Below are 13,695 nucleotides of genomic sequence, written 5' to 3' on the forward strand. Positions count from 1 at the left end.
GCGCTCCGGCTCGTGGGAGAATATTGGGGTGATTCGCCGCGCAGGGAACCGAGCTGACCTTACCAAGAGACCGCATGACGTTGCCTCAATGTTTGACCAGGTTGCCGAGCGTTATGACCTCACCAATGACGTGATCTCTATGGGGCAGGACCGCAGGTGGCGACGGAAGCTCACCGACGCTTTGGGTGTGAGACCCGGTGAGTACGTACTGGACTTGGCGGCCGGTACCGGGGTGTCAACAGTTCCGTTCCACCGGGCGGGGGCGACCGCCGTGGCGTGCGACTTCTCTCTGGGCATGCTGCAGGTGGGCAAGCGCAGGCACCCCGAGGTGACGTTCGTCGCGGGGGACGGGATGAACCTGCCGTTCGCCGATGACAGCTTCGACGCGGTGACGATCAGCTTCGGTCTGCGAAACATTTCCGACACCTCGGTGGCCCTGAGCGAGATGCTGAGGGTGGCGAAACCGGGCGGACGGTTGGCGGTCATGGAGTTCTCCGACCCGACGGTCAGACCCTTCAGCATCGTGTACAACGAATACCTCATGCGGGCTCTGCCGACGGTGGCCCGCGCCGTCTCCTCGAATCCGGAGGCCTACGTCTACCTGGCAGAGTCCATCCGCGCATGGCCTGATCAGCGGGCTTTGGCGGCCCTGGTGGGTGCTGCCGGCTGGACCGAGGTGGAGTACAGAAACCTCAGCGGAGGAATTGTTGCTATCCACCGCGCATTGAAGCCCCGGCAGGGCGATTCCGGCATTCCACGCAGCTCAGCGTCCTCTGGTGAGGGCGCTCCGGGCCAGAAGGGCTAGGCTTGAGCCCAATGACCGAATCTAAAGTTTCCGGTGTGAAAGCTGGCGCAGCAGCTGGCCAGACTGTGAGCGGGACTCAGCTGCCGAAGTCGAACGACACCCTCAGCGTCCCCCTCCCGGCAGGATTCGATGTTCTCGCCGACGATGATCTGCTCACCGCGCAGGTCACGGAGTCCCTCGAGGCTGTGGAGGAGCAGCTGCTGGCCGCCCTGTCCTGCACCGATGAGCTTGCCAACTCCGCTGCGCGATACTTAGCTGAGGCCGGCGGAAAAAGAATCCGCCCGCTGCTGACCATACTCACCTCTCTGCTTGGCGAAGGTGTGAACGAACGAGTGCTCCGAGCTGCTGTGGTGATGGAGATGACCCACCTCGCCACGCTGTACCACGACGATGTGATGGACTCCGCGCCCCTGCGCCGCGGAGCGCCCAGTGCCCACGAAGTCTGGGGCAATTCGGTGGCCATCCTCACCGGTGACCTCATTCTGGCCCGGGCCTCCCAACTGATGACCGAGCTCGGCGACGACGGCTCACGGATCCAAGCTGAAACCTTCGAAAGATTGGTCATGGGGCAGCTGCGCGAAACAGTTGGCCCACGCGAAGGTGAGGATCCTTATGACCACTACCTCGGTGTGATTGCCAACAAGACTGGTTCGCTGGTGGCCGCCGCTGCTCAGCTCGGGGCGTACTACGGACGCACCGATCCAGGGCACTCACAGCTGCTGCAGACCTACGGTGAGGCGGTGGGGATAGCATTCCAGCTGGCCGACGACGTCATCGATCTCACCGCCGAGGGCGCTTCATCGGGCAAATCACCGGGTACCGATCTCCGGGAGCACGTCCTCACCCTGCCAGTGCTGCTGCTGCGCCGTGCCGCGCAGAGCAAAGACTCCTCAGCCCAGGCTGCGTTGGACCTGGTGGACCGGGACCTGACCGGAGACGCCGAGCTTGCTGAGGCTGTGCGAGCTGTGGTGGCGCATCCAGTCACTGAGGAGGCCTGGGCAGTAGCTCGGGGGTGGTCGATACGGGCGAAGGAAGCCATTTCACCGCTTCCTGAGTCCACAGTGAAATCAGCGCTGCTGAGCTTCGCTGACGCGGTTGTGGACCGCGAAGCCTAGTGCGCCGCAGCCAGGACCTTCTCCAGCGCAGGCCTGAGCTCCCGGGCCAACCGTGCCCGGTAGCCGATCTCCAACGGGTGGCGGATCTGCCGGTACAGCAGATCGTCGCCGTAGCGGGGGAAGACATGCAGGTGGTAGTGCCAGACGTGTTGATTCCCGGCGGGCTCGTTGTGCTGCCGCACTGAGGTGCCTTCAGGATTCCAAGCAAGCTTGATGGCGAGCGCCACGTGCCGGGAAAAGATACTGATCTTGGCCAGCAGATCATCTTCAAGATCGTACAGCGCCTCTCGATGGGCCACCGGGATGATCATGGCATGCCCAGCGTGCGGGCCGAATCCGTCACAGGCGATGAACACCAGCAAATCCTCATCTTGATAGACGAGATCGCTGATCTCACACCGATTTCCCTCATCGGAGACATCACCGGCGGCGAACTGGCAGAAGGGGCAGACGTATCCTTCAGGGGCATGAGAGTCCCACCGCACCGCGGCTCCGTCGTGCTGCTGCGTGGCGCGGGTGTGCTCAGCTGTGTGCTGGGAGATCTGCTCGGGCACAGTCAGTCCTCCTCGAACGAGAATTCCAGCAGGTCAAAGAGGAATTCGCTCACAGTGGCCCCTTCCGGCGTCCACTCGTACTTGTCGTTGTTGCGCCGGTGAATCATCGGGTCGGGAATGTTGAGATCGGACGTCTCGACGCCCCAAACCCAACGTTCTTCCTCATCTTCCAGAAACAGCAGGTAACCATCTTCTGTGACCAGCTCATCCGGATCGAAAATGAAGTGGTAAGCCTCCAGAATCTCCTCACATTTGCCCAGAGCTAGATACAGCTCCTCCAGTATGAGCGGCAGTCTTGTTCGCTCCGGCAGCTCGGAGTCCGCCACCAGCTCCTTGAGCTCGCTGCGGCTGTAACCTTCGCCAGGTGTCCATTCGTCGTCAAGATACCGGGGGACCAAAGCTTTGAACTTGTCCAGGAACATCTCCGCCATCGCTCGCTCACTTCCCGCCTTCCACTGTGCGCCTACCGGTTTCCGGCCTGCTCTCATGTCATCTTATGGTCCCCGGGAAGAAGTGCGGCAACCCGATGCGTTGACCAAAGCGGGTGTTCCGGATGGACCACCGTTGCACCCGCCACGACCTATGGGCGCAAGTGCCGCATAGGGCATACTGTCCTGAGGTAAATCCGCGCGATTGTCGCGTTCATCGAAAGGAAACCCGCCGTACAGTGTCTGAGACTCACACCTCCCGGCCCACCCGTGTTGCAGTCGTCGGTGCAGGTCCCGCCGGGGTCTACGCATCGGACATCTTGGCCAAGGCCCAGAAGAAGCGCGATCTGCGTTTCTCCATTGACCTCTTCGACCGGTACCCGGCCCCGTTTGGTCTTATCCGCTACGGCGTCGCGCCGGATCATCCGCGAATCAAGGGCATCATCAAGGCTCTGCACAAAGTCATGGACCGGGGCGATGTCCGGCTCTTCGGAAATGTGGACATCGGCTCAGACCTGAGTATCGATGACCTGAGGGCACACTACGACGCTGTCGTCTTCGCCACCGGCGCCGTCAAGGACGTCGAGATGGATCTCCCCGGGGTGGAGCTGGAGGGCTCCTTCGGCGCTGCTGACTTTGTGTCCTGGTATGACGGGCATCCGGACTACCCGCGTGAGTGGCCCCTGGAGGCTGAACAGGTCGCGGTGATCGGCAACGGAAATGTCGCCTTGGACGTGGCGCGGGTGCTCTCTAAACAGCCTGAAGATCTGTTAGCCACCGAGATCCCGGACAACGTCTACCAGGGGCTGGCGGCCTCGCCGGTCAAGGACGTGCACATATTCGGCCGACGCGGTCCCGCTCAGGTGAAGTTCACCCCGCTGGAGCTGCGCGAACTCTCGCACTCAGAGGATGTGGACATAGTTCTCTACGAGGAGGATTTCGACTTCGACGAGGCTTCAGATGAGGCCATCAAGTCCAATAATCAGATCAAGACCATGGTGAACACTCTCGCGAACTGGCTGGTCGAGCAGGAGGAACGCACTGAGGAGGCCTCCCGCAGACTTCACCTTCACTTCCTTCACCAGCCAGTGGAGATCATTGAAGGCCAGGACAGCGGCGGTCAGGGGACAGGAAAGGTGGCCGGGATCCGTTTCGAGCGTATGGAGCTCGACGGTTCGGGCAATGTGAGGGGCACCGGTGAGTATCAGGACTACCCGGTGCAGGCGGTCTATCGCGCTATCGGCTACTTCGGCTCGGAGATCGCAGGAATTCCATTCGATGCTAAGCGCGGGGTGGTGCGCAATGAGGCCGGTCGCGTCTTGGATGAGGACGGACGCCACGTCCCCGGCACCTATGCCACTGGTTGGATCAAGCGCGGTCCGGTGGGGCTGATCGGCCATACGAAGGGTGACGCGTTGGAAACGATGGACTGCCTGATCAGCGACATTGATCGCCTTCCTCTCGCTGAGCATCCGGAGGAGGGCGCGATCCTGGAACTGCTGGATTCCCGAGGCGTGGAGTACACCACTTGGGAGGGCTGGTTGAAACTCGATGAGCACGAGCTTGCCCTCGGCGAAGCCGCTTCCGAGTCAGGTCAGGTGCAGCGTGAGCGGGTCAAAGTGGTTCCCCGCGCGGACATGGTCAGGGTCAGCCGCGCTCAGCCCTGACCAGCCATCTCTTTCAGGCGCGCTATCCGGTCGTCCATCGGCGGGTGAGTGGAGAACATCTGCCGTGCCCGCGGGCCGAACGGATTAGCGATCATCATATGAGCGTGCGCATCATGCTTCGGGTCCTCCTTCAGCGGGATCCTGGAGATGCCGTTCTGCAGCTTGTCCAGAGCGGAGGCCAGGGCCAGGGGATCCCCGGAGAGCTCAGCACCGTCTGAATCGGCGTCGTATTCGCGGGTCCGGCTGATGGCTGAACGTATCAGACTCGCAGCCAGTGGCATCAGAATAACCGCCAGCAGTGCTCCGATCAGCGCCAGCGGGTTGCCCCCTCCGCCACGGCCGCGGCCGCCGCCGAAGAGGATGAAGAACTGAGTGATGGTGGTAAGGAACCCTGCGACTGCCGCCGCGACTGAGGAGATCAGAATGTCACGGTTGTAGATGTGCATCAGCTCGTGACCCGTCACTGCGCGCAACTCTCTTGGGGTCAACAGGTTCAGAATCCCCTCGGTGAAGCAGACCACGCCACGCTCCGGGTTGCGTCCGGTGGCGAAGGCGTTAGGGGTCGGCTGGGGTGAGACGAACACGCGTGGGACCGGTTCCTGGGCCCGGTGGGCGAGTTCCTCGACCATCTCATAGAGGGCCGGAGCCTGCTCGCGGCTGACGGGATAGGCGCCCATTGCGCGGATGGCGATCTTGTCCGAATTCCAGTACGAGTAGGCGACGGAGAACACCCCGATCCCTGCAAATATGAAAAGCACCGCCGGGCTTTGCATGGAGTAGGCCACAATGGCGCCCACCATGAGCACCATGGCGAACAGGAAGGCCAGCAGCCCAGCAGTGCGCAGCCGTCCGTGGTGGTGATGCATCCTTGACTCCTGTCATTTGCTACGTCAGTGACTCGTTCACCTCAATCAACGCCATTCTATGACGCGGTGTTCCGCCGAGATTCACGTCACTCTCGGCATCTGTTGAGTGAAGTTCCCAGTTTGTTTACCTTCAGTTCACTTTCGACTGTCAGCCTGCACAGGACAGAGCAACTGGATCGCGCCAGTACCTTCGAGGTTTTTCCCTCACCACGCACGAACGGAGAGCTGATGGCTGTACTGCCAGCACCGGAGAAGCATGAAACGCTCACCACCGACCTAGCTGCTGGCACTGGGGCATCGAGCCGGCTCCCTGCAGGCCTCCACCACAGATTCTCCGCCAGAACCGTCAACGTTCTGAACTGGTTGATCGTCGCGGCCTCCGTCTACGTGCTCATCACCGCGGTGAACGTGATCGGTTCAGGCTTCTCCCTCGCTGCAGGTGACCGCGCGGCTTCGCTCTTCGAGTTCGCTGCCAACCCAATCGTCGGACTGATGATCGGCATTGCCGCGACCGCGCTGAGCCAGTCCTCCTCCACCACCACCTCTGTCACCGTTGGACTGGTAGCGGGAGGTCTGCCGCTGGGGATCGCAGTGCCGATCATCCTGGGGGCGAATATCGGGACAACGCTGACCAACACTTTGGTCAGCCTGGGCATGGTCCGGGATAAGGCCCAGTTTCGGCGAGGTTTCGCAGCCGCCACTGTGCACGACTTCTTCAACCTTCTAGCCGTTGCCATCTTCCTCCCGCTGGAGATTGCGTTCGGGCTGTTGGAGCGGCTCGCCACGGCCTCCGCTTCGGCCCTGTCCGGCACCGACGGTGGCATTGTCGCGATGATCTTCGGTGGCTTGGGCACTCTTGTGAAGGGCGCTACCACGCCGCTGGCGCAGCTGATCACCTGGAGCCTTGGCTGGCTGCCCGGGGTCTGGGCCGGTGTGGCGATGATCGTGGTTGCCATCGCCCTGATTCTGGCAGTGATCAACCTCATTGGTCGAAAGCTCAGGGCGCTGTTGGTGGGTCGTGCTCAGCGCGTTCTCAACTCCGCGATCGGCCGCGGTCCGATCACCTCGATCGGTTCAGGTGCTGTGGTGACGGTGATGGTTCAGTCGTCGTCCACTACGACCGCACTGATGGTCCCGCTGGCCGGCTCCGGCGCGCTGACTCTCCGCCAGCTCTATCCCTTCGCACTGGGGGCCAACATCGGCACCACGATCACGGCGCTCGTAGCCGCTTTCGCTTTCGACGGCGAGCTGGGCACTATCGCTCTGACCGCCGCCCTGGTTCACCTGTTCTTTAATGTGCTCGGCACAGCGGTGATCTACGGGCTGCCCGGCATTCGTGAGATACCACTCAAGGGGGCCGAGTGGATCTCGAATCTGGCCGCTGAGCGCACCCTGGTCGCACTGGCGTGGGTGGTGGGCATCTTCATCGCACTGCCGCTATTACTGATCTTCCTGCTCTGAGCCGCCTTTATGGCAACACTGAGGGTCACCGCATGTTGATGAACTGCAGGTCAGCGTCTTCGAAGTCCTTCAGCATGGAGATCACAGCCTGCAGGTCGTCACGGGATTTGGATGAGACTCGCAGCTCATCCCCCTGGATCTGAGCTTTGACCGACTTCGGCCCTTCGTCACGGATCATCTTGGTGATCTTCTTCGCTGTGGCCTGATCGATGCCCTCCTTGATCTGGCCTTCGATCCGGTACACCTTGCCTGACTGCTTCGGTTCCGAGGCCTCGTAGGATTTCAGCGATATGCCCCGCTTGATGAGCTTGCTCTCCAACACATCATTGGCGGCCTTGACTCTCTCCTCAGCGTTGGCGGTGACGATGATCAGCTCACCCGTCTGTTCCAAAGACGCTCCGGTGCCCTTGAAGTCGTATCGCTGAGCGACCTCTTTGGACGCTTGATTCAGTGCATTCGACACCTCCTGAGCGTCGACTTTGGAGACGATGTCGAATGTCGATTCCTTAGCCATGAGTGCTCCTTCTCTCTGCGGACTGATGTGTAGTACAGACTACGACGCCTCCACGGCGCTCATTGTCGAAGCTGAATTCGAAGTCCCGGCTGCAGGGTCATCGCTCGCTTGCGCGGGCTGAGCTGAGCTGAGGCTGCAGGCCCAGGCTCCCGCCCATTGGGTGCGCCCTGCCGGTGTAGCCTCAGATGATTCTGCGACCGCGTCTGCGTGCCTCATTCCAGTCCGTCATGAAGCCGCGGAGCAGCACCGCAAACACTCCCAACACCAGAGCCGGCCACATCAGGACATAAATTGTGAGCATCAGAGTTTCCATGTTGGGCTCTCCTCTCGGGTGGTGCCGGCGGATACTGTTTCCGGAGTCTCAGGCTGAGCGGGTGTCGTGTCGAAGTTGCCTACGCGTTTCTGGATGGCGCTGAAGTCGAAGGTTGCGCTGTTCGGAAGGCAGATGGCGAGGCAAACCAAAGTGCTCACTGAATAGGCCACCAGAGAGGCGCTGAGCACGGTGTAGTCATGGAGGGAGCCCAGTGCGAAGGGGAGCGTCACCGCAACTGCAGCGATTCCTACGACCTTGCCCACCTGGAGGCCGAAGAACCCAAAGGCCATCAGGCCCAGCACCACCCCAACGCCCACAGCCGCCAGGACATCTATTGCGAGGGCGAAGAGGGTGACGTCTAAGGGGACCCAGCCGAACCGCACGGGCACGAAGACTGCGAGCGCTGTCAATACCGCTGTGACGAAACCCGCATTAGTGATCTTCTGCCAGTAGAAGCTTGCAATCACCGGGAAGACCAGTGCGCCCCAGAGGGCGCCGACAAAGACCAGCATGTCCAGAATGTCCAGCTGCATGCCGGCAAGCACTACAGCGATCGTGGTGGCGACGATCATCGTCACGCGCCCTACGAACAGCATTGTCTTGGCGCGCGCCTTTCCGCGGGCTGCAACGTTCTGGCCATAGATGTCCGCCATCACAATGGAGGACAGAGCGGAGAGGTCAGAATCTGCGGTGGAGGAGAGTGCCCCAACAATCATGACCAGGAAAAGAGCCACCAGCACGGTGGTCCTCCCGCACGGCAAAGAGTCGTTGAGCGATGGTCTGGTTGCCGATGGCGTAGGCAAGAACCGCGGCGATGTAGGGAGCGCCCTGATGCATGAACGCTTCCGAGGAGAAGAAGTTCGACTGTTGTGCCGTGAGATTCCCCGCATGACCTGCATGAAGTCGGTAAGTGCCGAGGCGCGAAAACCTGACCAAAAGGTGTAGAGCAAGACCCCAGAAGCCACTGCCAGCACACCCTGTACGAACGACAGTGGTGAGAACAGAGCAATGATGGCACCCCCAGCCACCAGGTTGCTCATCAGGTTGATCAGGCTTCCCACCACGTTGGAGCCTGCCAGCATCAGCTGGCTGGAGCTTCCGTGGCGAGCTCGCACCACTTCAGCGAACGGGCGAACTGGAGTCCATGCGTTCCTTTCATCAGATACCCGGCGATAGGAGGTGCACCCTTTTCAGCCAGTATTCAGCTGAATCTCACGAATCGATCAGGGTCGAGCCTGGTAAACATGTCGGTGAGAAGGGGCAAGACAGTCTGCCGCGTCCAGGACTGGCGTTCGTGAGAATGTGGCTTCCGCAGCTGTCACGTCCTGTGGGTCGTTCAGATCAGTGAGCCTAGCTTCGAGGCCCTCGGCATCAAGCTCCAGCACGTCGACGGCCTCGGACTCACAATGAAAACAAGCCTGAAATCGCACTCGTCGCCAGGATTCGAAAATTGCGGTCGGGGTGCGGTAAAGTTGACCGGTGCTTGCGCTCGGGCGCGTTCATCACGGCGGGTTACCCGAGCGGCCAAAGGGGGCTGACTGTAAATCAGCTGGCACTGCCTACGTGGGTTCGAATCCCTCACCCGCCACGTAAGCGCTCGCAGCGCAGGCGCCCAGCGGTCCGGGATCATATGTGAGAGTCCCGGGCCGCTCAGCACATCTCTACGATTCGCCGGCCGCTTAAAGCCTCTGTGCTCTCCACATTGCAGGCTGACTGCCGTATTGTGGCGGCCATGGCTACCACTGAACTGACCTCTGACATCTTCCAGCAGACGCTGGAGGACTCCGACATTCTCTTCATTGACTTCTGGGCAGACTGGTGCGGCCCATGCAAACAGTTCGCCCCAGTCTACGAGCAGATCTCCGAGCAGCATCCGGAGATCACATTCGGCAAAGTTGATACCGAGGCGGAACGGGAGCTCGCCGCAGCTGCAAAGATCAGCTCCATTCCCACGTTGATGGCGTTCCGGGAGAAAGTCCTGGTGTTTTCGCAGCCGGGGGCGCTGAACGCCGAGCAGCTCACACAGGTGGTTACCGCCGTGAAGGACCTGGACATGGACGAGGTCCATAAGCAGGTCGCAGAGCAGGCCGAGGGCGAATCTCCCCAGCAGGACTAGCGAGTCCGATGATCCGCTGGTTCCAGGCGCGGGCCAAACCGCTGACTGCGGAAGCCGGAGAGCTTGAGGAGCCGGATCACGCGCTGGCGGTGCGGACGGAACGGTTCCAGCAGCTCCAGCATGCCAGCGTCGTCGGTCCGCTTGCCGGTGAGCGCTTCGCCTACGAAGTGCGCCAAGTGGTAGTCCCCCACGGCAGGCAGATCAGCTGATCCGTGGGAGCGCTGCAGCGCTTCAGCCGTGGTCCAGGGTCCCACACCGGGAATGGTCTGCAGCTGTTGGGCCAGGGCACGGACGCTCGAGGTTTCCACGGGAGTGGATGAGCCGAGGCGATGTATGCTTCTAGCGCGGTCTGCCAACCTGAGGATGGTCTTGGACAGTGGCGGCTGAACCCACATCTTGTGCCACTGCCAACTTGGCACCCGCCTCAGCTGCCCGGCCGTCAGCGGCAGGCGCAGCCAGTCCGGGGTGCGGAGCTCAGCCGAGGCCGGGGCGGGGTCTCCGTGCCGGCGCAGAAGCTGTCGCCACCCATGCCTCGCCTCGCGGTGGGTGACCTTCTGCTCCAGCGTTGCTGTGACCATCTGGTCTAAGAGCGCTCCGGTGGCGGGCAGTCGCACTCCGGGATGTTGGCGGCGCACCTGCGCAAGTGTGGTGGAAAGGCGGTCGCCCAGCGCGTCGAGCAGCAGCTCCAATTCCCACCAGTCATCCTGCGCCCCGAGCATGGCGGATGCACGCTCCATGGCCGAACTCAGCGCTTCCTCCCCATCAGCCACGGCTCGCACCCGCACTTGGGAAGCGTCCAGCTGGTCCCACCGGAGCGTCGCGGCACCCAGGTGGCGACCGGCGGCGTCGTACTGCCGTTGGGCCATCCATGCGCCAGATCCCGGGGTGCCGCGAGCACCTCCGCGGAAAGTGCCAGGATCGGTACGAATTGAAGGATCGGCGTACCCGCGCTGAAGCGGGGAGAAGGTTCGCGGGAGATCGAAGGGTGTACCGAGATCGACCACTCTGACAGCCTGGAACGTCACCGGCCCACTCTACGCGCGCAGCCCTTCGAACGGTGGCGTCATTATTGCGTCACAAGTCGCAGAGGCTGGGGCGCTGGAGTGCGCGCCGGTACGCTGAAGACTATGAAATACGCCCACTCTGTCGTCGAGCTGATCGGCCGTACTCCTTTGGTGCGCCTCAACAGTGTTACTGAGGGCATCGAGGCCACAGTCCTGGTGAAGCTTGAGTACCTCAACCCTGGCGGATCCATCAAAGACCGGATCGCACTGAAGATGATCGAAGACGCAGAAGAAGCGGGCGAACTTGGCCCCGGGGGCGTCGTCGTAGAACCCACCTCCGGCAATACTGGAGTCGGGCTGGCCCTGGTGGCCCAGCAGAAGGGTTACCGCGCAGTGTTCGTCACAGTCCCGAAAGTGGGCAAAGAGAAGCGTGACGTGCTGCGTGCCTACGGAGCTGATGTGGTGGTGGGTCCGGCCGGGGTGGACGGGGAATCTCCCCTGAGCTATTACGGGATCTCAGACCAGCTGGCTCGAGAGATTGAGGGTGGGTACAAGCCTGACCAGTTCTCCAACCCGGGCGCCCCAGCCAGCCACTATGAGACCACCGGCCCGGAGATATGGGCCGATACTGAGGGGAAACTCACACACTTCGTTGTCGGAGCGGGCACCGGAGGCACCGTCACTGGAACCGGACGCTACCTCAAAGAGGTCTCCGCAGACCGTCCCTCGGGACCCGTCCGGGTGGTGGTCGCCGACCCCGACGGATCGGTCTATTCCGGCGGTGAGGGACGTCCCTATTTCGTAGAGGGCGTAGGTGAGGACATCTGGGTTCCTAACTATGATCCCTCCGTCCCCGATGAGAAGCACGCGGTGACCGATGCTGAGTCGTTCGCTATGTGCCGCAGGCTTGCCACTGAGGAGGGGTTACTGGTGGGCGGCTCCTCCGGGCTCGCTGTGACCGCCGCGCTGAGAGTGGCGAAGAACCTGGGCCCCGAGGACATCGTCGTGACCGTGCTGCCCGACTCAGGACGCGGCTATCTGGGCAAAATATTCAACGACGAGTGGATGATCGACCACGGATTCGGTGATGTGGTCTCCACCTCAAGCGGCACCGAGATCAGCGTGAAGTCCAGCGAGGAGATCAGCGCAGCGGTGCGTGATGGCCAGATTATCGCCACCAGCGCGCCGCAGCCGCCGCACACCGGCGGTGCGGGGCACTCGACAGCCGCTGACCTGCTGCGGGCAAAAAGAGACATGTTTTCCGATGCGCTCCCGGAGGTCATCTCCATCACCCGCGACACCACACTGCGTGAAGCAGTCAGTGTGATGAACCGTTACGGAGTGGACATCGTGCCGGTGATCGACCGGCCAGGGAGTACCGCGCGCATCGGCGAGGTCTACGGCGTGGTGGACGTCGCCCACCTCTCGGAGGACGTCATCGAGGGCCACGCCGGACCCGACGATCTGGTCTCCGAGCACCTCAACGACAGCCTCCCGCTGGTCGGCATCACCGAACCTATCCCGCGCATCTTGGAGAAGCTGCGTGCCAACCCCACCCTGCTGGTGGCCGACCAGGGCGATATCGTCGGCGTGCTCACACGCAATGACCTGTTGGCCCACCTTTCGGTCGCGAAGAGAGAGGAAGACACCATCGATGAGTGACCACGACCCCGGGTTCTCCACCCACGCCATCCACACCGGACAAGAGGTGGACCAAGTATTCGGTGCCGTAGTGCCGCCGATACACTTCTCCACCACCTACGCCCCGGACGGTATCGGCAACCTGCGCAACGGCTATGACTACGGTCGCGCCGGCAACCCCACCCGCACGGCTTTGCAGACCCAGTTGGCCGCACTGGAGGGCGGCAGGCATGCCTTCAGCTTCGGCTCCGGGCTGGCTGCCGAGGATGCGATCATCCGTGGGCTGATGCGCCCAGGACAACGGATCGTTATGGGCAACGATGCTTACGGCGGGACGTTCCGGCTCTTCGACAAGATCCACTCCGCCTGGGGCGTCTCCAACACACCGCTGGATCTCAGCGACCATGAGCGTGTGGCATCCGAACTGGAGCACAACGACGCCACCCTGCTGTGGGTGGAAACGCCCTCGAACCCGTTGATGGCGGTGACAGATATCGCTGCCCTTGCAGAGATGGCGCACGCCAACTCCGCTCTGCTGGTGGTCGACAACACCTTCGCTACCCCGTACCTGCAGCAGCCCCTGCGTCTGGGAGCCGACGTGGTGGTGCACTCCACCACCAAGTACATCGGCGGGCACTCGGACGTGGTCGGTGGCGCTGCAGTGCTGGGCTCAGACGCCGGAGCCGCTGATCTGGCTGAGAAGATCGCGTTTCAGCAGTTCGCTGTCGGCGCCGTCTCCGGCCCCTTGGACGCCTACCTGACCACTCGGGGCCTGAAAACGTTGGGCGTGCGCATGGACCGCCACTGCTCCAACGCGCAGACCATCGCCGAGCATTTCGACGGTCACCCGGCCATTGAGCGCGTGCTCTACCCCGGTCTGGCCTCTCACCCCGGACATGAGTTGGCAGCCACACAGATGCGCAGCTTCGGGGGTATGGTCTCCCTGCAGCTGGCGGGAGGGGAACCAGCAGCCCGAAAGGTGGCTGAGGCCACCAAGTACTTCATTCTGGCCGAGTCGCTCGGCGGTGTGGAGTCCCTGATGAACTACCCGCATGAAATGACCCACGCATCGGTGCGGGGAACAGAGCTCGCCGTGCCGGTGAACCTGCTGCGGCTCTCAGTCGGCATCGAGGACGTCGCTGACCTGGTAGATGACTTGGAACAGTCGCTGGCCGGTCTGTAGCGGACCTCAGGACCGTGCGGCAGCCTCC

At 62.1% G+C, this 13,695-nt stretch carries 14 protein-coding genes, 1 tRNA gene and 1 pseudogene; 8 read left to right on the forward strand and 8 right to left on the reverse strand.

Annotated elements, in window-relative coordinates; all coding sequences use genetic code 11:
• The first annotated feature begins 31 nt into the window (after window positions 1-31).
• Together D3250_RS05675 and D3250_RS05680 are read left to right on the forward strand one after the other, a co-directional pair.
• On the forward strand, window positions 32-805 hold the full coding sequence (locus D3250_RS05675; RefSeq protein ID WP_264080524.1) for a demethylmenaquinone methyltransferase: 774 nt from the start codon (window positions 32-34) through the stop codon (window positions 803-805).
• 11 nt (window positions 806-816) lie between these two features.
• Complete coding sequence (locus tag D3250_RS05680) at window positions 817-1,920, forward strand: polyprenyl synthetase family protein (protein WP_119902423.1); 1,104 nt, start codon at window positions 817-819, stop codon at window positions 1,918-1,920.
• Here the strand turns inward: D3250_RS05680 and D3250_RS05685 are convergent.
• Window positions 1,917-2,405, reverse strand: a complete 489-nt coding sequence (locus D3250_RS05685) for an HIT family protein (protein WP_119903000.1) — start codon at window positions 2,403-2,405, stop codon at window positions 1,917-1,919. The two genes, D3250_RS05680 and D3250_RS05685, sit on opposite strands and share 4 nt — an antisense overlap.
• 71 nt (window positions 2,406-2,476) lie before the next feature.
• The gene (locus D3250_RS05690) at window positions 2,477-2,905 is read right to left on the reverse strand and encodes a hypothetical protein (RefSeq protein WP_119902424.1); all 429 of its coding nucleotides are present in this window, start codon (window positions 2,903-2,905) and stop codon (window positions 2,477-2,479) included.
• A 236-nt stretch (window positions 2,906-3,141) separates the two neighbouring features.
• On the opposite strand from D3250_RS05690, the gene D3250_RS05695 reads away from it, so the two are divergent.
• Window positions 3,142-4,569: an FAD-dependent oxidoreductase gene (locus D3250_RS05695; RefSeq protein ID WP_225973178.1), complete on the forward strand. Its 1,428-nt coding sequence runs from the start codon at window positions 3,142-3,144 to the stop codon at window positions 4,567-4,569.
• Here the strand turns inward: D3250_RS05695 and D3250_RS05700 are convergent.
• A complete protein-coding gene (locus tag D3250_RS05700; RefSeq protein WP_119902426.1) occupies window positions 4,560-5,435 on the reverse strand; it encodes a M48 family metalloprotease in 876 nt (291 codons plus the stop codon). The two genes, D3250_RS05695 and D3250_RS05700, sit on opposite strands and share 10 nt — an antisense overlap.
• A 228-nt stretch (window positions 5,436-5,663) precedes the next feature.
• On the opposite strand from D3250_RS05700, the gene D3250_RS05705 reads away from it, so the two are divergent.
• Window positions 5,664-6,896, forward strand: coding sequence for a Na/Pi symporter (locus D3250_RS05705; RefSeq protein WP_119902427.1), 1,233 nt, complete (start codon window positions 5,664-5,666; stop codon window positions 6,894-6,896).
• 25 nt (window positions 6,897-6,921) lie between these two features.
• Here the strand turns inward: D3250_RS05705 and D3250_RS05710 are convergent, their stop codons facing one another.
• From D3250_RS05710 to D3250_RS12225, 4 genes and pseudogenes are all read right to left on the reverse strand, one after another.
• On the reverse strand, window positions 6,922-7,410 hold the full coding sequence (locus tag D3250_RS05710) for a YajQ family cyclic di-GMP-binding protein (RefSeq protein ID WP_119902428.1): 489 nt from the start codon (window positions 7,408-7,410) through the stop codon (window positions 6,922-6,924).
• Window positions 7,411-7,591: 181 nt separating this feature from the next.
• Window positions 7,592-7,723: a putative transporter small subunit gene (locus D3250_RS11985; protein ID WP_225973179.1), complete on the reverse strand. Its 132-nt coding sequence runs from the start codon at window positions 7,721-7,723 to the stop codon at window positions 7,592-7,594.
• The gene (locus D3250_RS05715) at window positions 7,711-8,457 is read right to left on the reverse strand and encodes an SLC5/6 family protein (protein WP_438830138.1); all 747 of its coding nucleotides are present in this window, start codon (window positions 8,455-8,457) and stop codon (window positions 7,711-7,713) included. The genes D3250_RS11985 and D3250_RS05715 overlap by 13 nt, the downstream gene beginning before the upstream one ends.
• Before the next feature lie 168 nt (window positions 8,458-8,625).
• Window positions 8,626-8,841, reverse strand: a pseudogene (locus D3250_RS12225) (sodium:solute symporter family transporter); the annotation flags it as partial.
• A gap of 388 nt (window positions 8,842-9,229) precedes the next feature.
• Here D3250_RS12225 and D3250_RS05720 point away from each other — a divergent pair.
• Window positions 9,230-9,311 (forward strand) — tRNA-Tyr (locus tag D3250_RS05720).
• A 144-nt stretch (window positions 9,312-9,455) separates the two neighbouring features.
• Window positions 9,456-9,839, forward strand: a complete 384-nt coding sequence (locus tag D3250_RS05725; RefSeq protein WP_119902429.1) for a thioredoxin family protein — start codon at window positions 9,456-9,458, stop codon at window positions 9,837-9,839.
• Here the strand turns inward: D3250_RS05725 and D3250_RS05730 are convergent.
• The gene (locus D3250_RS05730; protein ID WP_192892568.1) at window positions 9,836-10,864 is read right to left on the reverse strand and encodes a DNA-3-methyladenine glycosylase family protein; all 1,029 of its coding nucleotides are present in this window, start codon (window positions 10,862-10,864) and stop codon (window positions 9,836-9,838) included. The genes D3250_RS05725 and D3250_RS05730 overlap by 4 nt on opposite strands.
• A gap of 102 nt (window positions 10,865-10,966) precedes the next feature.
• Here D3250_RS05730 and D3250_RS05735 point away from each other — a divergent pair, with 102 nt between their 5' ends.
• Window positions 10,967-12,505, forward strand: coding sequence for a pyridoxal-phosphate dependent enzyme (locus tag D3250_RS05735; RefSeq protein ID WP_119902430.1), 1,539 nt, complete (start codon window positions 10,967-10,969; stop codon window positions 12,503-12,505).
• Entirely contained in the window at window positions 12,498-13,667 is a 1,170-nt protein-coding gene (locus D3250_RS05740; RefSeq protein ID WP_119902431.1) for a cystathionine gamma-synthase, read from the forward strand. Before D3250_RS05735 ends, D3250_RS05740 begins: the two co-directional genes overlap by 8 nt.
• The last annotated feature ends 28 nt before the right edge of the window (window positions 13,668-13,695 follow it).

Source organism: Nesterenkonia natronophila (genome assembly GCF_003595215.1).
GTDB classification, from domain to species: domain Bacteria; phylum Actinomycetota; class Actinomycetes; order Actinomycetales; family Micrococcaceae; genus Nesterenkonia; species Nesterenkonia natronophila.